We start from the raw sequence: 19,271 nt of genomic DNA, 5'->3' as shown, positions 1-19,271 counted from the left end.
AAATCGTGGGCGGCGATGCGTAGAACAGGATAGGAGGGTTACGCCCACTCAGCTCCGGTCGCTGGAGCTGGAGCGTGCATTGTGAGAGGTGCCCATCGACATGGGTGGTTTCTTGCTTGACTCGGGACCTGACGGCACATCCGGACTTGTCGGCGAGATCGATCTCGTGGGCGACCCGGGTGAGAGCCCCGAGACTCCTGTATCGGGTCGCTGCCAGACGCAGCGGCGCGCCGCCGAGGCGGCGCCGGCAATTGATCTCAATGACGACTTCGCAGAGTGGTTCTCCGCCGGCGGGTCCGATCTGTTGCTCAGGTCGGCGCACGGTGTCTGCGGGCGTCGTGTCTACGAGGACATCGCCTTCGAAGCAGCCGGAACGATCTATCGGCGGTGGGGCGATCCGCGTAAGCGGCACTTGTTCAAGACCCAGCCAGGCTATGTCTTCCAGGTCGTCCGGAACACGTTCCTGAGTCATCTTCGTAAGGCGGCCAACCGCCCGGAGCTGCACCAGGAGCTCCCCGGTGAGGAGGACGGTGCCTTCTGGCAACGATTGGCCGAGGACCCCGGACACGAGGTGAGGCAAGCAATTCTTCTGCTGAACGCGGACGAAGCTGAGCTCATCTTCATCCGGTACTTCCTCAACCTGACGCTGAGCGCGACCGCCCGCGACATGGGTCTCAAGCGAAGCGAGGCAGAGAAACTTCACAACAAGGCCCTGGCGGAGCTTCGGACGATGTTGGGGCCGGAGGGGGCGGGTTGAGCGTCGAGAAGCGATTGCTCGAGCTTGCCGCTTCCTTCGCGGACGAGATCTCTCGCGGCGATGAAGAGAGATTTCAGGACAGCGTCATGGCTTTCCTGGAAGTTATCCGGTCGTCCGAGAGTCCGCGAGCCGTTCAGGGGGCCGGTCCGCACGCCGGCCCCCGCGGCGGGGAAGAGGTGACGGAAAGCCCGTAACGAATCAGGTCCGACGGCGCCAGGCCGTGGTTGCGTCGGACGACAGCGCCGGGAGTCATCCAGCGGGACCCCGGCAGATGCAGGGCGGAAAGAAAGATTGCGGCGGCACCCGGCGGCAACCGGGTGCCGCTGTTTCCATCCCACTCTTGGGAGGCCGCGTGAGCAGCAGACCGTGGCGCGGAGTCGGCGTTGTCGGAGGCGCGGTATCAACCATTCTGGTTGCCGCGGGCCGGGCGGGAACAGAACGGGGACTCGTGCTCTGGAGTTTGGCGATATTTGGCGTTCTTGCTCTCGCACTTCTGGCGTTCAGCGTGTTCGGTGACCATCTCAGGGACAAGGCAAGGCTCGGCGGCGTCGCTCCGGACTCGTCCGCCGTGAAGGAGCGGCAGGGTCAGGGGCGCGAGCGACCAAGATCCGAACTGCCGGAGCCCGCGCCGAGGGGCGCGGGCTCCGGGCGTACGGGTGGGTCAGTTGCGGTTGATCGTGAAGGTTGTCGTCGGGTTCTCGATGTCCCGGTAGTTGTTGGACAGGCGCAGGTTGGTGAAGGTGGCCGAGCCGACCGCCGGGCCCTGGCCCGCCTCGGGCAGCGGGTTGGCCCAGATGGCGAAGCCCGACTTGGCGTCGAACTCGTCACCGCTGCGGACGGCGCCGGTGATGGAGATGTTGGTGAAGGTGGTGTCCTTGATGATGTTCTGAGGCTGGCCGCCGATGTACTGCGTCTGGAACATGATGCCGCTGTAGGTCGGGTCGACGATGTCGACGTTGCTGACGCGGATGCCCTGGAAGACCTTGGAGGCCGAGAAGAGCCAGATGGCCGGGAAGGTCTGGCCGCCCCAGAAGTGGCCGCCCGCGCGGACGATCGAGATGTTGTCGAAGACGGTGGGCGGGCTGGCGCCGAAGCCGTTCATCGGGTAGCCGAAGTCGAGCGAGCTGATCGTGATGCCCGAGTAGACGAGCGTGTCGGCGATGTAGATGTTGCGGAAGGTGTTGGCGTAGCCGCCGTAGACCGCGACGCCCGCGGCCCGCCAGGTCAGCGTCGTGGAGAGGTTCTGGTAGACGTTGTTGATCTCGTCCGTGCCGCCCGCGTCGATGGCGGAGAACAGCGCGAAGCTGTCGTCGCCGGTGGCCCGGGCGTCGTTGTTGTCGACCAGGTTGTCGGTCGAGCCGTTGGTCATGTTGACGCCGTCGGCGAAGGTGTTGCGGATGCGCGAGTTCTTGATCGTCACGTGGTCGGTGTTGAGACCCCAGTAGAGGCACACCTGGTGCTCGGTCCAGATGTTGTCGATGGTCATGTTGGCGACGTTCTGCCAGTCGAAGACCTTGCCCGGACCGTCCTGCCGGATGATGTAGTTGCCGAAGAACGCGAAGTTCGCGAAGGTCGACCCGTTGGCCGACTGCTCGGCGCGGAAGCCGGCGTCCGTGCCGTTCTGGTCCTGCGGCGTGACGAAGCGGGTGTACCAGGGGCCGGCCCCGACGACCTTGATCGCCTTGCCGTAGACCTGGAACTTGTTGGTCGTGGTGTAGGTGCCCGGCGGCAGGTAGACGCCGAGCTTGCCGGTGGTCATCCGGGCCTGGTCGAGCGCGTTCTGCACGGACTGCTGGTCGAAGCCGGTGGGCACGACGTAGTTGGCCGCGTCCGGGTTGGCGAGCGGCGCCACCTGCTCGGTGTTGATGAAGTCGATCGCGATGTTTCCGCTGTTCGCCGCGTCCTTCTGCACCTTGACGACACTGCCCGCCGGATACGACTTCGAGAGCAGGATGTTCGCTTCGTCGTAGATGTGCCGCGGGCCGGTGCCGGAGTTCTGCGGGCTTGCCTCGTCACCGTAGAGCCAGGCGAACTTCGAAGTGAGCGGCAGCGTCTTGTCGAGCGTGCCGTTGACGTACACGTTGATCGAGCTGGTCGTGTTGTCCGGGATGGAGAAGCGGGCCACGACAGTGTTGGTCGCCGCGCGGGTCGTCCACTGCACGTACGCGCCGGTGCTGTTGAGCGTCACCGCCTTGCGCCCGGACGCCTCGCCCGCCAGGTCACCGATCTTGCGGTTGGGGCCGACGACCTGGGCGCCGCCGCCGGTCGTGCCGTCCTCGGCCTCGTACATGTCGTAGGGCATGTCGGCGCCGCGGCCCGCGAAGAACGTCTTCTCCGCGGTGTTGTTCGCCTGCTTCACCGCCAGCTCGTTCGCGTCCACGGCCACCACCGTGCGGACGGTGTAGCGCCCGTTCACCGCCGTCCACGAGCCGAGGTTGATCGCCGGCGACGAGGCGCCCGCCGCGAGCACGCCCGTCCACGATCCGGTCAGCGTGCGAACGGTCGCGCCGGCCCCGTCGAGCAGTGTGAGCGTCACCCCGTGCGACCCACCGGCCGACGCCGCCGTGCCCTGGTTCGTGAGCGTGACGCTGAACGTGACGGCCTGCCCGGCGGACGGGTTCGACGGCGACCACGTGACCGCCGACGCGACGAGGTCGGAACTGGAGACCGGAGCGACGACCAAGGACGAGGACGACGTGTACGAGTTATTCGCGTCGTTCTGTTCGATGATGGTGTTCGCCTCGTCCACGACCGCGCGCAGCTGATATGTGCCCGCGTCACGCGCGCCGATCGACGCGGTGACGGTGGTGGACGCCCCGGCGGCGAGCGCGCCGACCGCGGCGGTGCCCACGCGGGTCGTACCCAGATAGAGGTTGACGTTGGAAGCCGGCGAGGCAGCCGACCCGGCGTTGCGCACAGTCGCGGACAGCGTGATCGTGTCCGTCTCGACCGGTGCCGACGGCGCTGCGCTGACCGCGGTCACGGTGAGGTCCGGGTTCGGGGCGGGCACGCCGACGACCTGGAACTCGGCGACCTGCCCGCTGGGTGCCCCGGTGTTCGCCGTGAAGCTCAAACGAACATCCGCGACCGTCGCGCTGACCGGAACGGTCACCGTATTGCCCGACGCGGGATTGAAGGTGTACGCCGCCGAGCCCACCAGCGTGGTGAACGCCGACGCGCTCTGCTCGCGCCCGAGCACCGCGAACGTCTGCGTGCGCGTCGCCCAGTCGGTGCCCGGATTGAGCTTGACGATGACCGAACTGGTCACCGCGTTGGCCCCGAGCGCCACGGTCAGCGTCGCCGGATACGCGCTGCCCTCCCAGTACGTCGCCGTGTTGTTGTCGTTCGCGTTCGCGGCCACGAAGGTGAACGCCGTCGACGACGCGGTGATCGGCTTGCCCACGGCGAGGTTCATGCCGCCCGGGCTCGTGCCGTTGCGTGTCACCGAGTTGCTCGCCGCCGAGACGTTGCCGGCCGCGTCGCGCGCCTTGACGGAGTACGTCACGGTGGCGTCGGCCGAGCGGTTGTCCGTGTACGTGAGCACCGAGCCGCCGACCGTCGCGAGCAGTGCCCCGTTCGCCCAGATCTCGTAGCCCGTGACACCCACGTTGTCGGTGGCGGCGCCCCACGTCAGCCGGATCTGCCCGGTGGCGGGCTGCGTGTAGGCGAGGTTGGTCGGCGCGACGGGCGCCTGCGTGTCCCCGGTCGCCGGCCCGTAGACCTCGAGCTCGGACACCTGACCCGCGGGCCAGCCGGTGTTGCCGGTGACGTTCAGCCGCACGAACCGCGTGGTCGCCGTCGTGAAGTCCACGGTCACGGTGTTGCCGGTCGCCGGGTTGAACGTGTAGCCCGCCCCGGCCTTCAGGTCGGTGAAGTTGCTGCCGGTGTTGCTGCCCTGCACGGCGAAGGTCTGTGTCCGCGTCGACCAGGCGGTCGCCGGCGGGAGCTTGACGACGACCTGGTTGACGCTGACCGTGGCGCCGAGGTCGACCTGCAGCCATTGGGGGAAGGCGTTGTTCGCGCTCTCCCAGTAGCTGCTCGCGTTGCCGTCGCCCGCGTTCCCGGCGCCGTAGACATCGGAGGTGCTGCTGGCGGAGAAGGTCTTGCCCGCGGCGAGGTTGGGCCCGGCCGCGACGGCGGGAGTGGTGGGGGAGACGGCTTGGAGGACGGCGGTGGCGAGCAGGGCGGCGGAGACGGCCGCCAAGGATCTGGAAAGTCGAGACACGACGAAGCGCCTTTCATCCAGCGGGGGGAGGAAGAGCAGGGCGGCGCTTCGGTGGGTCGCCGCCCTGCCCGGCACTGCTACGAGGTGTAGACCTCGAACTCGGAGACCTGGCCCGCGGGCCAGCCGGTGTTGCCCGTGAAAGTCAGCCGCAGATACCGCTGCGTGGTCGCGGTGAAGGAGACCGTGGCGGTGTTGCCGGACGACGGGTTGAACGTGTAGCCGGCGGACGACTTGACCGTGCTGAACGACGAGCCGTCGGACGAGCCCAGGACCGAGAGCGTCTGGGTACGCGTCGCCCACGCCGCCGCCGGCGGAAGCTTGAGCATGATCCGGCTCACGCTCCGGGCGGCGCCCAGATCCACGGTCAGCGACTGCGGCCACGCGTTGTTCGGGCTCTCCCAGTAGGTGTTCGCGTTGCCGTCGACCGCGTTGCCCGGCGCGTAGACGTCGGCCTGACCGGTCGCCGTGACCGGACGGTTGAGCGCCAGGTTGCCCGACACCGGGGGAGTGGTGGGCGGCGTGGTCGGCGGGGTGGTGGTGTTGCCCCACTGCGGCGCCGGCCAGGGACCGCAGTACGGCGTGTCGGTGTACCACCCGGTGTTCGTGCCGGTCCGGGTGATCTGGAAGCCCGAGCCGACACAGTTGTGGATCGGGTTCGGCTGCGCGATGCCCGAGGCGCGCACGTTGTTGAAGGTCACCTGCGACGGGGCCTGCACCTGCAACGCGTACGTGCCGGCGCCCTGGATGTTGATGTTCGACAGCGTGATGCCGCTCGACTGTCCCTCGATCCAGTGCAGCGCCGCGTACGAGCTGTCCAGGATGTCGGTGTCCGTGATGGTGATGGCCGCGCCGGTGATCGGGCCGTTGAGCGCGTCGAACCAGATCGCCCCGACGCCGAACTGCCAGTTGTAGTCGGAGTTGCCGGCGCGCAGCAGCGTGTTGCGGGCCAGCGTCCACGTCCCCGCCACCGCGGTCGGACCGTTCACCCCGGGATAGCGGTTGGCCACGTGCAGCCCGCCGCCGTTGGTCACGGTGTCCGACACGACGTTGTCGGAGATGGTGATGTCGCGGCCGCCGTAGCTGACGATGTTGTTCGCCAGGATCGGGGCGACCACGGTGTTGCGCGTGAACGAGTTGCCGACGTTCGGAACGTTCTCCGCCCACATCGCCAGCCCGTCGTCGCCGGTGTTGCGGACGAACGTGTTCGTGACGGACGAGTTCGTGACGCCGATGTGGAAGTTCACGCCGTCGGCGGTCTGGTCGAGGATGCGCGAGTTGCGGATCGTGAACCGGTCCATCGGCCCGTCCATCCACGCGCCGACCTTGGTGTGCTGCATCCACACGTTGTCGATGACCGAGTTGCTCATCGCGCCGCCGAACGCGTTCACCTGGTCCGCGTCGACCCGTTCCCGGATGTCGCCGATGACCGCGAGATCGCGAACGGTGACGTTCTGGCTCGGGCCGCCCTCGGAGACGTACTTGCCGTAGATGCCGGCGGCGAGGTTGCGCTGGGTGGGGTGCCGCCCGCCGAGCACGGTGTACCAGGGCCCGGCGCCCGCGAGCGTCACCCGGTCGACGATCACGTGGCTGTAGAGCGTGTAGTTGCCCTGCGGCACGTAAACCACCCTGCCGGAAGAGGCATTGACCGCGGCCTGGAACTGCGCCGTCGAGTCCCGGGCGCCGGTGGGGTCGGCGCCGTAGTCCGCGACGACGTCGATCGCCCCGGACGGCTTGCCGATCGGCGCGGGCACGTTCTCGAAGTCGGCCACGTCGATGGTGAACGACGGCGACTGCGCGGTCGACGACACCTGCAGCCGGATCTTCGTACCGGCCGCATAGGTGGTGCCGAAGAGCGTGCGCGCCTCGTCGTAGAAGTGGTGCGGGCTGCCGTCACCGGGGTTGTTCGAGAACGGATAGCCGCCGTAGTACCAGCTGTACTTCGACGTGACCGGGACGGACTTCACCAGCGTGCCGTTGGCGCGGACGTCGAGCGAGGCGTCCCGCCCGGTGCCGGAGGGACTGTCGGGAATGCTGTACCGGAAGGTGACCGCGTTGGCCGGCTGGGTCAGCGTGAACTCGACGTACTCGCCGGCGGCGTCGAGCGTGACGGCCTCGCGCCCGGACGCTTCGGACGACAGCTGACCGTAGAAGCGGCTGGTGCCGGTCGACGTGCCGTTCGACGCGCCGGCCACAGCTTCCTGTTCGGCGAACGGCACGGTGGCGCCGCGCCCGGGGAAGTCGAAGGGAGAGGGTCCGGCGGCGAGGGCGGGGGAAGCGGGCCAGGTGCTGACCGCCACGGCGGAGACGGCGAGAGTCAGCGCGGCGGAGACCAGGAGGGGGACGGATCGGCGGGGCATGGTTCTCCTTTCACGAACTAGAAAGGCGCAACCAGACGGCGGTGTCAGGGGGAAGCAGGTCGCCGTCCAGCGGATTGCTGGCGATCAGCACCTCACGGAACGAGGGCAGCGGAACGGGAGCGGACGACAGGTTGAGGACGCAGGCGAAGGACGAGCCCCGGCAGTACGCGAGCACGCCCGCACCGAGATCCGTCCAGGAGAACGGCGACGACCGGGGCCGCAGGGCGATGGCCGAGGTGTAGAGCGCCAGCATCGAGCTCGGATCGCCGGCCTGCGCTTCGACGGTGAGGTCCTTCCACTCCGGCGGCTGGGGGAGCCACGGCGACCCGGTGGAGAAGCCGAACGGCGGGGAGTCGCCCGACCACGGGAGCGGGACGCGGCACCCGTCCCGGCTGTGGCCGCGGCGTGCGTACATGGGGTCCTGCATCTGCTCCGGCGGGATGGCCTCGTTCTCCCACAGGCCGAGCTCCTCGCCTTGGTAGACGTAGGCCGCGCCGGGCAGCGACAGTGACAGCAGCGCGGCGGCCCGGGCCCGGCGGGTGCCCAGCTCGAGGTCGACCGGCGTGCCGTCGAGGTTGTTCTCGAAGCTGAACGTGGTGTCGGCGCGGCCGTACCGCGTGACGTGCCGGGTGACGTCGTGGTTGGACAGCACCCAGGTGGTGGGCGCGCCGACCGCGCGGTGGGCGTCGAGCGTCCGGTCGATGCAGGCGCGCATCAGCTCGGCGTCCCACGCGCAGCCGAGGAAGTCGAAGTTGAACGCGGCGTGCAGTTCGTCGGGGCGCAGGTATTTGGCGAAGCGCGAGGCGTCGGGCAGCCACACCTCGCCGATCAGGGCCCGCTCGCCGGGATAGCTGTCGGCGACGCGCCGCCAGGCCCGGTAGACGTCGTGCAGCTCGTCGCGGTCGTGGAAGGGGTGCGGCTGCCCGTCCACGACCGGGGGCAGGGACCGGTCCTTGAAGAGCAGCGCGGCCGAGTCGATGCGGATGCCGTCGACCCCGCGGTCGAACCAGAACCGGAGGATGTCCTCGAACTCCGCCTTGACGACAGGGTGGTCCCAGTTCAGGTCCGGCTGCTCCGGCGTGAAGAGATGCAGATACCAAGAGCCGTCCGGCGTACGCGTCCACGTGGTCCCGCCGAACTCGCCCACCCAGTCGGTCGGCATGTCGGGCGACGGTGGCCGGAACCAGAACAGCTCGCGCATCGGGGAGTCCGGATCGGCCAGCGCCTCCCGGAACCACGCGTGCGCGCTGGACACGTGGTTGGGCACGATGTCGACGATCGTGCGGATGCCCAGCTCGTGCGCCTCCGCGACCAGCGTCTCCGCCTCGGCGAGGGTCCCGAACACCGGGTCGACGTCGCGGAAGTCGGCGACGTCGTAGCCCGCGTCGGCCATCGGCGACGGGTACCACGGGCTCATCCAGATCGCGTCGACCCCGAGGTCCGCGAGGTGCCGCAGGTGCGCCCGGACGCCGCCGAGGTCGCCGACGCCGTCGCCGTCCGAGTCGGCGAAGCTGCGCGGATAGACCTGGTAGATGACGGCGTCGCGCCACCACGGTTCGGGTTCGGTCACCGTGACCTGCTTTCTGCTGGGAGGGGAGGCTCAGCCCTTGGTCGCGCCGGCGGAGAGGCCGCCGATGATGCTGCGCTGGAAGACGAGGAAGACGAGGATCATCGGCAGGCTGGCGATCGCGAGCCCGGCCATGAACTCGGTCGGTGGCACCTGGCTGGTGTTCGCCAGCCGGCTCAGCGCCACGCTCAGCGTCTGTGCGTCCGGGTCCGGCAGCACCAGCAGCGGCCAGAGGAAGTCCTTCCACAGCGCGACGACGATGAAGATCGACACGACGCCCAGCACCGGGCGCGACAGCGGGAGGACGATCGACCACAGCTGGCGCAGCCGGCCGGCGCCGTCGATGGCCGCCGCGTCCAGGAGGTCGTCGGGGATCTGGTCGAAGAAGCGCTTGAGCACATAGACGTTGAAGGCGTTCGCGGCGGCCGGCAGCCACAGTGCCCACGGCGTGTTCAGCAGGTTCACGTGGACGAGCGGCACGTCCACGACCGCGAGATAGGCCGGCACGAGCAGCGCCGTCGCGGGCAGCATCAGGCTGGCCAGCATGCCGCCGAGCACGACGCGGCCGAAGATCGGCTTCAGCTTGCTGAGCGCGTACGCGACGCCGACATCGACGAGCAGCGACACGAGCCAGCCGCCGAACGCGTAGAACAGTGTGTTCGTGAAGTACTTGGCGATGCGCATGTTCGTCCACGCGGTCGCGAACGTGTCCGGGTGGAACGACTCGGGGATCAGCGTCGGGGAGCTCCGCGCGTACTCGGCCGGCGCCTTCACCGCGCTCGCGACCATCCAGTAGAGGGGGAAGAGGAACACCAGCGTGAAGACGAGCAGGGTCAGGCCGAGCACCGTGAAGTAGAGCCGGCGATGCCGTTGCAGGTCGATCGTCGACACGAGGGTCCGCGGCGCCGTCCGGAACCGCCGGCGTCGAGTCGGCGGAACAACGACGGGAGCAGTGTCGCTTCGGGGAGGTGCGGTCAGAGTCATCGTCGGACCCTCACGAGGAAGAGTTGCGGGTGAGGCGGAGATAGAGCGCCGAGAAGGCACCCAGCACCACGAAGAGCAGCACGCTCATGGCGGCGGCGAGCCCGAAGTCGTTGTTGACGGTGAACGCGTACCGGTAGACCAGCACCAGCACGGTGATCGTGTCCGGGTTGGACGTGCCGGTCAGCGCGTACGGCTCGATGAAGACCTGCATGGTCGCGATGATCTGGAGCAGCAGCAGGACCAGCATGATGAACCGCATCTGCGGCAGCGTCACGTGGCGGATCCGCTGCCACAGGCTCGCGCCGTCGAGCTCGGCCGCCTCGTAGAGATCGCCCGGGATGTTCTGCAGCGCGGCCAGGTACATCAGCGTGGCGCCGCCCAGGTTGGCCCACGTCGACACGAGGACCAGCGAGATCATCGCGGTCGCCGACGACTGGGTCCACTGCGACTCGGGCAGGCCGACGCTGCGCAGGGCCGCGTTGAAGAGGCCGTTGCCCGGGTCGTAGAAGTAGCGCCACAGCAGCACCGACACGATCGGCGGGAGCATGACGGGCAGGTAGACCAGGACCCGGAAGTACCCGCTGAAGTGCCGGAACTCGTTGAGCAGCACCGCGATGACGAACGGCAGCGCGAAGCCGAGGACGAGGGCGAGCGCGGTGAAGACGAGCGTGTTCCTCCAGGCCGTCCAGAACAGCGGGTCGTCGAACAGCGCCCGGTAGTTGTCCAGGCCGACCCAGTAGGGCGGCACCACGAAGTTGTCCTGCTGGAAACTGAGGATGACGCCCTTGACCAGCGGGTACCACGAGAACAGGGCGAAGCACGCGAGGCCGGCGGCCATGAAGCCGTACGCGAGCAGGGTGTCGCCGGCCTTGCGCCGGAACCGGGACACCATCGGCGTCCCGGCGGTCACTTGACGCTCGTCAGGATCTGGTTGACCTGGGTCTCGGCGTCGGCTAGGAGCTGGTCGACGTTCGCGTTCCGGTCGGTGAGGACCTTCTGCATCGCCACGTCGAGGACGGCGTAGATCTGCTGCGCGTTCGGCGGCTCGAGCTTGACCGGGATGCTGCCCATGCTCGCGACGAACGGGGCGTAGTTGGCCTGCGGGACGTTCGCGTACTTCTTGTCGGCGGCCGCCTGGGTCTGCGCGGCGGCGCCGGTGAAGATGGCCGGCTCGGGCAGGCCCACCGGCTGCTTGGTCTCGTCGGCCCACTTGTTCTCCGCCTCGAACCGGTCGGCCGAGGTGAACCAGAACGTCAGCCACTTGAGCCCGGCGCGGATCTTGTCGGCGCTCAGGCCGGCCTTGAACATGTAGCCCTCACCGCCGCCCAGCGTGCCCTGGCCGTCGGGGATCGGGCCGAGACCGTACGTCTCGTACTTGCCCTTGTACTGGTTGACGATCGTCGGGATGTTGTCGGCGGTCGCCAGGTACATGCCGAGCTTGCCCGAGCCCATCTGGTCGAGCAGGTCGGCCCATTCGAGCAGCTGCTTGGCGCCCATGCTGTTGTCGGTCCAGCGCATGTCCTTCAGCTGCTGCAGCACCTGCTTGCCCTGCGGACTGTTGAACGCGGCCTTCCACGTGCCGCCCTCGTTCACCGCGACCTCCCCGCCGACCGAGTAGATCTCGGTCGTGAAGTGCCAGCCGCCGGTGTTGTTCTTGCTGTAGTCGCCGTAGCCGACGGTGCCCTGGCCCAGCGCCGCGATCTTCCGCGCCGCGGTGCGCACCCCGGCCCACGTCTTCGGCGGGTTCTCCGGATCCAGCCCGGCCTTGGCGAAGAGGTCGCGGTTGTAGAGCAGGCCCATCGAGTAGTTCTTGTACGGCAGCCCGTAGGTCTTGCCGTCGCCGTCCTGGAAGACCCGCAGCACCTCGGGCTTGACCTCCGAGGTGATCGGGAAGTCCTGGAGGTACTTGCTGATGTCGGACACCTGGCGCTTGGCGATCAGGTTGGCCGGGTCGGTGAAATAGACGTAGAAGACGTCCTCGAGCTGGCCGCCGGCGAGCTTGGCCGGGAAGGTCTGCGGGTCCATCTTGCCCTCGCGGGCGTCGATGTCGATGTCGGGGTTGGCCTTCTCGAACTCGGCGACGTTCGCGAGGAAGCGGTCATGGGTGGCCTTCTCGGTGCCCGGCGGGAGGCCGTTGATCACCAGCGTGACCTTGCCGCCCGCGGGCTTCTCCTCGTCGCCGCCGCACGCCGCGGCCGACAGGGTCAGCCCGGTGGCGAGGAGGACGCCGAGGGCCGTCCTGAGTGTGGACATGACGAATCCGCCCTTCCGTGGGCCTGTATGTGACGGAGGTCTCACGTTCTGTTTCGTGGCGATGACGATACAAAGTCGAACCGATAGTCGCAAGAACTCGACTGCAACGAGAAAAAACTCGACTGCGATGAGTACGCAAAAAAGGGCGGACCCCATCGGGTCCGCCCTCTCAGGAGGAAGCGGTCAGCTCGGCGCGGGCGCGGTCGACCCGCGGACCACCAGCTCCGGCTCGAACAGCAGCTCGTCGGTGGTCGAGGGGCCGCCCTCGATCTGCTTCACGAGCACGTCGACCGCGGCCTGGCCCATGAGCTCGATCGGCTGGCGCACCGTGGTGAGCGGCGGGTCGGTGCAGGTCATCAGCGCGCTGTCGTCGAAGCCGACGACCGAGACGTCGCGGGGCACCTCCCGGCCCAGCCGGCGGGCGGCGCGGATCGACCCCAGCGCCAGCACGTCGCTCGCGCAGATCAGGCCGGTGACGTCGCGCTCGAGGAGGCGGGTGGCGGCGAGGCGGGCGCTCTCCATCGAGAAGGTGGTCCGCTCGACGGCGCAGGGCTCGGGGACGGCGGCGAGCTTGCGGCGCGACGGGACGTGGTCCTCCGGGCCCAGGACCAGGCCGATCTTGTCGTGACCGAGGGCGCGCAGATGCCCGTACGCCTGCTCGACCGCCACCGCGTCGTCGGTGGAGATGTGCGGGAAGCCGAGGTCGTCGACGCCGCCGTTGACCATCACCACGGGCATCCGCCGGTCGAGCAGCCGCCGGTAGTGCCCGTGCTCGGCCTCGGCCAGCGCGTAGGAGCCGCCCGCGAAGACCACCCCGGACACCTGATGGTCGAGCAGCATCTCGATGTAGTCACGCTCGGGCACGCCGCCGATCGTGCGCGCGCACAGCGCCGGGGTGAAGCCGCGCTGCGCCAGGGCGGCGGTCACCACCTCGGCCAGCGCGGGGAAGATCGGGTTCTGCAGCTCGGGCAGCACCAGGCCGACCAGGCGCCCGCGCTCGCCCCGCAGCTTGGTCGGCCGCTCGTAGCCCAGCACGTCGAGCGCGGTCAGCACCGAGGCGCGGGTGCCCTCGGAGACGCCGGCCCGCCCGTTGAGCACGCGGCTCACGGTCGCTTCGGAGACGCCGGCCTTCTTGGCGACCTCCGCCAGTCGTTTCGTCACGGCGAGATCCTACGTCAGGAACGTGAAAATCTTGTACGGCTACTTGCAGCGCACGGCAATCCGATGACCGAGTTTGCAGTCTCGTGCGGAAACCGCAACACGGCTCCCGGGCGGCCGATCACTCTTAGGGTGGGACAGGGGCGAGCGAGGGAGCACGGATGACGGACAGCCAGTGGGAGGCCACGAGCCAGGACTCCGTCCGGCGGCTCGCCGACGTCAGCGGGGACATGGCCACGGCCACCCGGTCGGCGGTGCAGGCCGCGGAGACGGCGGTGACCGTCATCGGCAAGCTGGAGACCGCCAGCACCGAGATCGGCAAGGTCGTCGAGCTGATCGCCACCATCGCCAAGCAGACCAACCTGCTCGCGCTCAACGCCACCATCGAGGCGGCCCGCGCGGGCGAGGCGGGGCGCGGCTTCGCCGTGGTGGCCAGCGAGGTCAAGGACCTGGCGAACGAGACGGCCACGGCCACGAGCGAGATCGGCGGCCAGGTCAGCGGCATCCGCGAGGGCACCCGCAGCGCGGTCTCCGCGATCGAGGAGATGCAGCAGCTCATCGCCGAGCTCGACCGCTGCCAGCAGGTGATCAGCGAGATCGTGGTGGACCAGCAGTACCACTGAGCCGCGCGAAGGGAAGAATGGTCTTATGGCCCGACGTGCAACGCGCCGCCGTCCCGCGGCGCGGACCGAGATGACGACGACCATGGCGTGCCCGTGCGGGCTCGGCCAGGCGTACGGGCAGTGCTGCGGCGCCGCCCACGAGGGCCGCCCGCCGGCCACCGCCGAGGCGTTGATGCGCTCGCGGTACGCCGCCTTCGCGCTGGACAACGCCGACTACGTGCTCGCCTCGTGGCATCCGGACACGCGGCCGGCGGAGGTCGAGCCCGACCCGCAGCTGCGCTGGATCCGGCTGGAGGTGCTCGGCTCGACCGGCGGCGGGCTCTTCGACGCCGAGGGTGTGGTCGAGTTCAAGGCGCACTTCCGCGACCACGGCCGGGCCGGCGACATGCACGAGCGGAGCCGCTTCGTCCGGCACGACGGGCGCTGGGTCTACTGGGGGCCGATCCTGGCCGACGGCACGCTTGCCAATATCTGACCATGACCGATGACTGGCAGAAGCGCGCCAAGGACCTCGACGCGGCCGATCCGCTCGCCCCGCTGCGCGACCGTTTCCTGATCGAGGACTCCGACGTCGTCTCGTACCTGGACGGCAACTCGCTGGGCCGCCCGCTGCGCGCCACCGCCGAGCGCCTCGACGCGTTCGTGCGGGGGCAGTGGGGCGGGCGTCTCATCCGCGGCTGGACGGACGAGTGGCTGGACTGGCCGATGCGGCTCGGCGACCGGCTCGGCGCGGTGGCCCTCGGCGCCGCCCCGGGGCAGGTGGTGGTGGCCGACTCCACGTCCGTGCTGCTCTACAAGCTGGCCCGCGCGGCGGTCGAGGCCCGGCCCGGCCGCCGGACCGTCGTGCTCGACACCGACAACTTCCCCACGGACCGTTACCTGCTCGAGGGCATCGCCGCCGAACGGGACCTCACGCTGGAGTGGATCACCACCGACCCGGCCGCGGGCATCACGGCGGAGCAGGTCGCCGCGGCGGTCGGGCCGGACACCGCCCTCGTGCTGCTCAGCCACGTCGCCTACCGGTCGGGGTGGCTCGCCGACGCCGCCGCGATCAACGCGGTCGCGCACGCCGCCGGGGCGCTCACGCTGTGGGACCTGTCGCACTCGGTGGGCTCGGTGCCCGTCGAGCTCGACGCGTGGGACGCCGACCTCGCCGTCGGCTGCACGTACAAGTACCTCAACGGGGGTCCTGGTGCGCCGGCTTTCGCGTACGTCCGGAAGGGCTTGCAAGCCGACATCCGGCAGCCGATCTGGGGCTGGATGGGGCACCGCGCCGCGTTCGAGATGGGCCCGGGCTACGAGCCGGCGCCGGGCATGCGCGGCCTGCTCAGCGGGACGCCGCCGATCCTCGCCATGGTGCCGATGGACGCGAACTTGGACGTGCTGGCCGAGGCGGGCATCGACGCCGTGCGCCGCAAGTCGTTGCAGCTGACGGACTATGTTCTCGGGCTCGCCGACGAGTGGCTGGCGCCGCTGGGCGTGACGGTCGCCGGCCCGCGCGACCCGGCGCGGCGCGGCGGTCACGTGACGCTGACCCGGCCCGGGTTCGAGGCGCTGCTCGAGCCGCTGTGGACGGCGGGCGTCATCCCCGACTACCGGCGGCCGGACGGGTTGCGGATCGGGCCGGCCCCGCTGAGCACGAGCTTCGCCGAGGTGCACCACGGCCTCGGCGTCCTGCGCGACCTGCTCGAGCAGCAGCGGTGACCTGGCTCCTCCCGGACACCCTCTGGCACGACGGCGCGCTGCGCACCGGGCTCGCGTGGCGCGCCGGCGTGGTGTCTCTTTCCTCATCCGGACAGCGGCTCTCCGGAACGCTCTTGCCCGGGCTGGTCGACGCGCACGCGCACACGCAGCTGATCGACGTCACGGCGCTGCGCGGGCTGAGCGGTGTGTGGGACCTCGGCGGGAACCCGGCGGTGGTCGCCGGCCAGGCTTTGCGGTGGGCCGGACCGTTTTTGATCGCTCCCGGAGGCTATCCGTCGGACCGGTCGTGGGCGCCGGCCGGCAGCTGCCGCGAAGTCCTTTCGGTCACCGACGCGGAGGCTGCCGTGGCGGAGGTGGCGGCGGCCGGCGCCACGCTCGTCAAGGTGACCGCGCACGCGGGCGGGCCTGTGCTGCCGGCCGCGACACTGGCCGCGCTGGTCGATGCCGCACACACGTTGCGGCTGCCGGTCGTCGTGCACGCCGAGGGTCCCGGGACGGTGGCCGCCGCCTACGAGGCAGGGGCTGACCTGCTCGCGCATACGCCGTGGACGTCGTCGCTCGACGACGGGCTCGTGCGGGCGTGCGCCGGGCGCATGACGTGGATCAGCACGCTCGACATCCACGGGTACGGGGAGGAGACCCCGGCGCGGGGCACGGCGATCGGCAACCTGCGGCGCTTCGCCGAGTACGGCGGGACGGTGCGCTACGGGACCGATCTGGGCAACGGTCCCCTCCCGCCCGGCATCAACGCCCGGGAGATCCGGGCGCTGCTGGCGGCGGGGCTGACACCCGCGGACGTGGTGGCCGCCATGACCGACAACGATTGGGCGGCCCCGGCCTGGGTGCCGGCTGGGCTGGACCTGGATCCGGGACGGTTCCCGGAGTCCCTGGCCGCGGCGGGGCCTATCGTCGGGACATGACGATCGTGGTGAGCGGGGCGACCGGGCGGCTCGGCGGACGGATCGCGGCACGGCTCGACCGGCCGCAACGGCTGCTCGTCCGGGACGCCTCGCGCGCGCCGGCCATCCCCGGCGCCGAGGTGGCCGTGGCGGAGTACGCGGACCGGGCGGCGGTGCGGAAGGCCCTCGAAGGCGCGGAGACGGTGCTCATGGTCTCCGCCGCCGAGGCGCCCGACCGGGTCGAGCAGCACCTCTCGTTCGTCGACGCGGCGGTGGAGGCGGGCGTGCGGCACCTCGTCTACACGTCGTTCCAGGGCGCGGCGCCCGACGCGACGTTCACGCTCGCCCGCGACCACTGGGCGACCGAGGAGCACATCAAGGCCACCGGGCTCGCGTACACGTTCCTGCGCGACAACCTCTACGCCGACTTCGTGCCGCTCCTGGCCGGCGACGACGGCGTGATCCGCGGGCCGGGCGGCGACGGGCGGGCCGCCGTGGTCGCGCAGGACGACGTCGCGGACGCGGCCGTGGCGGTGCTTCGGTCGCCGGGCGAGCACGCCGGGCGTACCTATGATCTGACCGGGCCGGAGGCGCTGACCTTCGCCGAGATGGCGGCGATCGTCGGGCCGGGGGTCCGCTTCCACGACGAGACGGTCGAGGAGGCGTACGCGTCCCGTGCGAAGTACGGCGCACCCAGCTGGCAGGTCGACGCGTGGGTGAGCACCTACCTGGCGGTGGCGTCGGGTGAGCTGGCCGCCGTCAGCCCCGCGATCGAGCGGCTCACCGGGCACCCCGCGACGACCTTGGCGACGGTAGTCTCCGTCCGATGAGGATCGCGGGGGAAGTCTTCTACCAGCGGGGCGACGAGGTGATCGTCGGGCGGGAGTCGCCGCTGCGGCACCAGATCGCGTCGATCAGCAAGCAGTTCACGGCGGCGGCGGTGCTCCTGCTCGCGCAGGACGGCAAGCTGACGCCCGAGGACCCGCTCGACCGGTGGTTCCCCGGCTGGCCCGGCGTCACGCTGCACCACCTGCTCAGCCACACGTCCGGCATCGCGCACTGGGCGGACCACCCGGAGCTCGACCTTCGCGTGAGCCCGCCGGACTTCGTCGAGCTGGCGAGGGGCTGGCCGGTCATCACGGCGCCGGGCACGGAATTCCGCTACAGCAGCCCCGGCTACGTCCTCCTGGCGCACGTGGTGCAGGAAGTCGCGGGCGAGCCGTTCCGCGACTTCCTCACGCGCCGCGTGTTCGGGGCGGCGGGCCTCGTCCGTACCTTCTCGGGGTTGCCGGGAGACCGCACGGACGTGGCGGCGGGGCACGACGCGCAAGGCAACGCGGTGCCGTCCTGGGATCTCGACGGGCTCGGCCTGGGCACCGGTGACATCTGGAGCACCACGGCCGAGCTGATCACCTGGATGGACCGCCTGCACGAGGGCGCGGTCATCGGCGAGCCGTGGCGCACGCTGATGCTGACCCGGCGCGTGGCCACCGGCGGCGACGACTTCGGCAGCGGCTACGGCTACGGCGTCTTCACGGGTACGTGGCACGGCGAGCCGTGGATCCAGCACAGCGGCGACAACGCGGGCTACAAGTCCTTCGCCGCGATCCTGCCCGAGTCACGTCGGCGCGTCGCCGTGCTCACCGACAGCGACGCGCTCGTCGGCGAGCACCTGCAAACACTGCTGGAGCGCCTGCTCAGAGCTTGACGGTCTCGCCCGTGGTGGCGCTCACGCGGGCGGCGTCGAGGACGTCCATCGTGCGGATCGCGTCGCGGGGGTCGACCGGGAGCGGGCCCTCGCCCCGGACGGCAGCCGCGAAGGCCGGATAGAACTCGTCCCAGCGGCCGCGCTCGCTGCGCACCGGGGCGCCGGTCGCGCCGCGGTGCAGGCGGCCCCACGTGTGCTCGGGCTCGACGCCCCAGCGGTCGCCGAGGCTCGCGGGGGAGCGGCCCGCCTTCAGCGCGGCCTCCTGACCGTCCAGGCCATCCACGATGTACGTGCCCGTCGTCCCGCTGACCCGGAATCGCGGGCCGGGCGACGCCTGCCGCCAGCTGCCCCACAGATGCGACTCGACGCCGCTCTCGTGGTGCAGGGCCACGAAGACGTCGACGTCGATGTCGTCCTCGAGGCGCATCTCGGCGTACACCCGGGTGGCCGGGCCGAAGAGCACGTGCGCCTGGTCGACGAGGTGCGCGCCGAAGTCGAGCAGCGTGCCGCCGCCGGCCTCCGGGGGCCGGCGGGCCGGGTCGAAGCGCTCGAAGCGGGACTCGAAGCGGCGGACGTCGCCGAGCGTCCCCTCCGCGAGGAGCCTGCGCACGGTGCGGAAGTCGGAGTCGTAGCGCCTGTTCTGATAGACGCTCAGCGGCACGCCCTGCTTCGCGGCCAGCTCGACCACCTCGCGGGTGGCCTCGGCGTCGAGCGAGAAGGGCTTGTCGACCACCGTGGCCAGGCCGAGCCCGATCGCCTCGCGGGCCAGGCTCGCGTGGGTCGCGGCCGGCGTCGAGATCGTGACGGCCTCGGCCCCCGCCGCGGCGAGGTCGGCCAGCGTGTCGAAGGCCGGCACGTCCGGATGGCTCTTGGCCAGCTCCGCACGCCGCTCCGCCGAGCGGGTGACCACCCCGGCGAACTCGACGCCCTCCGCCGACGCGAGCAGCGGGGCGTGGAAGATGCGCCCACCCGAGCCGTAGCCCACCAGACCGATCCGTGTTGCCGTCATGTTTCGGATCTTACAAACCCGGGTGCG

Annotated in this window: 15 protein-coding genes; 7 read left to right on the top strand and 8 right to left on the bottom strand. The window is 70.1% G+C overall.

The window, feature by feature from the left end; translation table 11 throughout:
- Nucleotides 1-88 precede the first annotated feature (88 nt).
- Entirely contained in the window at nucleotides 89-757 is a 669-nt protein-coding gene (locus RAN62_RS00825; protein WP_305782459.1) for an RNA polymerase sigma factor, read from the top strand.
- Nucleotides 758-1,418: 661 nt separating this feature from the next.
- On the opposite strand, the gene RAN62_RS00820 is transcribed toward RAN62_RS00825, so the two are convergent.
- The 7 genes from RAN62_RS00820 to RAN62_RS00790 all read right to left on the bottom strand — a co-directional run bounded on the left by RAN62_RS00820 (nucleotide 1,419) and on the right by RAN62_RS00790 (nucleotide 13,304).
- Nucleotides 1,419-4,961 (bottom strand): discoidin domain-containing protein, encoded by a 3,543-nt coding sequence (locus RAN62_RS00820; protein ID WP_305782458.1) that lies wholly within the window; start codon nucleotides 4,959-4,961, stop codon nucleotides 1,419-1,421.
- A 98-nt stretch (nucleotides 4,962-5,059) separates the two neighbouring features.
- Nucleotides 5,060-7,339 carry a galactose-binding domain-containing protein gene (locus tag RAN62_RS00815; RefSeq protein ID WP_305782457.1) on the bottom strand — a complete coding sequence of 760 codons (2,280 nt, stop codon included), beginning with the start codon at nucleotides 7,337-7,339 and terminating at the stop codon, nucleotides 5,060-5,062.
- Between the two features lie 10 nt (nucleotides 7,340-7,349).
- Nucleotides 7,350-8,909 (bottom strand): glycoside hydrolase family 13 protein, encoded by a 1,560-nt coding sequence (locus tag RAN62_RS00810; protein ID WP_305782456.1) that lies wholly within the window; start codon nucleotides 8,907-8,909, stop codon nucleotides 7,350-7,352.
- A gap of 30 nt (nucleotides 8,910-8,939) precedes the next feature.
- Nucleotides 8,940-9,797 carry a carbohydrate ABC transporter permease gene (locus RAN62_RS00805; protein WP_305782455.1) on the bottom strand — a complete coding sequence of 286 codons (858 nt, stop codon included), beginning with the start codon at nucleotides 9,795-9,797 and terminating at the stop codon, nucleotides 8,940-8,942.
- A 103-nt stretch (nucleotides 9,798-9,900) separates the two neighbouring features.
- Nucleotides 9,901-10,800 carry a carbohydrate ABC transporter permease gene (locus RAN62_RS00800; protein ID WP_305782454.1) on the bottom strand — a complete coding sequence of 300 codons (900 nt, stop codon included), beginning with the start codon at nucleotides 10,798-10,800 and terminating at the stop codon, nucleotides 9,901-9,903.
- Nucleotides 10,797-12,143 carry an ABC transporter substrate-binding protein gene (locus tag RAN62_RS00795; RefSeq protein WP_305782453.1) on the bottom strand — a complete coding sequence of 449 codons (1,347 nt, stop codon included), beginning with the start codon at nucleotides 12,141-12,143 and terminating at the stop codon, nucleotides 10,797-10,799. Before RAN62_RS00795 ends, RAN62_RS00800 begins: the two co-directional genes overlap by 4 nt.
- Before the next feature lie 183 nt (nucleotides 12,144-12,326).
- Nucleotides 12,327-13,304, bottom strand: a complete 978-nt coding sequence (locus tag RAN62_RS00790; RefSeq protein WP_305782452.1) for a LacI family DNA-binding transcriptional regulator — start codon at nucleotides 13,302-13,304, stop codon at nucleotides 12,327-12,329.
- A 158-nt stretch (nucleotides 13,305-13,462) separates the two neighbouring features.
- Here RAN62_RS00790 and RAN62_RS00785 point away from each other — a divergent pair, with 158 nt between their 5' ends.
- Genes RAN62_RS00785 through RAN62_RS00760 form a run of 6 tightly spaced genes read left to right on the top strand, consistent with a single transcriptional unit; the run spans nucleotide 13,463 to nucleotide 18,235 of the window.
- Nucleotides 13,463-13,924 (top strand): methyl-accepting chemotaxis protein, encoded by a 462-nt coding sequence (locus tag RAN62_RS00785; protein ID WP_305782451.1) that lies wholly within the window; start codon nucleotides 13,463-13,465, stop codon nucleotides 13,922-13,924.
- Between the two features lie 25 nt (nucleotides 13,925-13,949).
- Nucleotides 13,950-14,399, top strand: a complete 450-nt coding sequence (locus RAN62_RS00780) for a YchJ family protein (protein WP_305782450.1) — start codon at nucleotides 13,950-13,952, stop codon at nucleotides 14,397-14,399.
- Nucleotides 14,400-14,401: 2 nt separating this feature from the next.
- Nucleotides 14,402-15,628 carry a kynureninase gene (gene kynU, locus RAN62_RS00775; protein ID WP_305782449.1) on the top strand — a complete coding sequence of 409 codons (1,227 nt, stop codon included), beginning with the start codon at nucleotides 14,402-14,404 and terminating at the stop codon, nucleotides 15,626-15,628.
- Complete coding sequence (locus RAN62_RS00770; RefSeq protein WP_305782448.1) at nucleotides 15,625-16,548, top strand: amidohydrolase family protein; 924 nt, start codon at nucleotides 15,625-15,627, stop codon at nucleotides 16,546-16,548. Before kynU ends, RAN62_RS00770 begins: the two co-directional genes overlap by 4 nt.
- Nucleotides 16,545-17,357, top strand: a complete 813-nt coding sequence (locus RAN62_RS00765) for an SDR family oxidoreductase (protein ID WP_305782447.1) — start codon at nucleotides 16,545-16,547, stop codon at nucleotides 17,355-17,357. Before RAN62_RS00770 ends, RAN62_RS00765 begins: the two co-directional genes overlap by 4 nt.
- On the top strand, nucleotides 17,354-18,235 hold the full coding sequence (locus tag RAN62_RS00760; RefSeq protein WP_305782446.1) for a serine hydrolase domain-containing protein: 882 nt from the start codon (nucleotides 17,354-17,356) through the stop codon (nucleotides 18,233-18,235). Before RAN62_RS00765 ends, RAN62_RS00760 begins: the two co-directional genes overlap by 4 nt.
- On the opposite strand, the gene RAN62_RS00755 is transcribed toward RAN62_RS00760, so the two are convergent.
- Entirely contained in the window at nucleotides 18,225-19,244 is a 1,020-nt protein-coding gene (locus tag RAN62_RS00755) for a Gfo/Idh/MocA family protein (protein ID WP_305782445.1), read from the bottom strand. The genes RAN62_RS00760 and RAN62_RS00755 overlap by 11 nt on opposite strands.
- Between the last annotated feature and the right edge of the window lie 27 nt (nucleotides 19,245-19,271).

The sequence above is a fragment of the Symbioplanes lichenis genome (genome assembly GCF_030709675.1).
GTDB lineage: Bacteria > Actinomycetota > Actinomycetes > Mycobacteriales > Micromonosporaceae > Actinoplanes > Actinoplanes lichenis.
This window is presented reverse-complemented; position numbering and strand designations above follow the sequence as displayed.

What these genes read in the sequence shown, in the direction of transcription:
- RAN62_RS00815 (WP_305782457.1), bottom strand. Translation starts at nt 7,339, where the DNA reads ATGCCCCGCCGATCCGTCCCCCTCCTGGTCTCCGCCGCGCTGACTCTC.
- kynU (WP_305782449.1), top strand. Translation starts at nt 14,402, where the DNA reads ATGACCGATGACTGGCAGAAGCGCGCCAAGGACCTCGACGCGGCCGAT.
- RAN62_RS00795 (WP_305782453.1), bottom strand. Translation starts at nt 12,143, where the DNA reads ATGTCCACACTCAGGACGGCCCTCGGCGTCCTCCTCGCCACCGGGCTG.
- RAN62_RS00785 (WP_305782451.1), top strand. Translation starts at nt 13,463, where the DNA reads ATGACGGACAGCCAGTGGGAGGCCACGAGCCAGGACTCCGTCCGGCGG.
- RAN62_RS00760 (WP_305782446.1), top strand. Translation starts at nt 17,354, where the DNA reads ATGAGGATCGCGGGGGAAGTCTTCTACCAGCGGGGCGACGAGGTGATC.
- RAN62_RS00780 (WP_305782450.1), top strand. Translation starts at nt 13,950, where the DNA reads ATGGCCCGACGTGCAACGCGCCGCCGTCCCGCGGCGCGGACCGAGATG.
- RAN62_RS00755 (WP_305782445.1), bottom strand. Translation starts at nt 19,244, where the DNA reads ATGACGGCAACACGGATCGGTCTGGTGGGCTACGGCTCGGGTGGGCGC.
- RAN62_RS00765 (WP_305782447.1), top strand. Translation starts at nt 16,545, where the DNA reads ATGACGATCGTGGTGAGCGGGGCGACCGGGCGGCTCGGCGGACGGATC.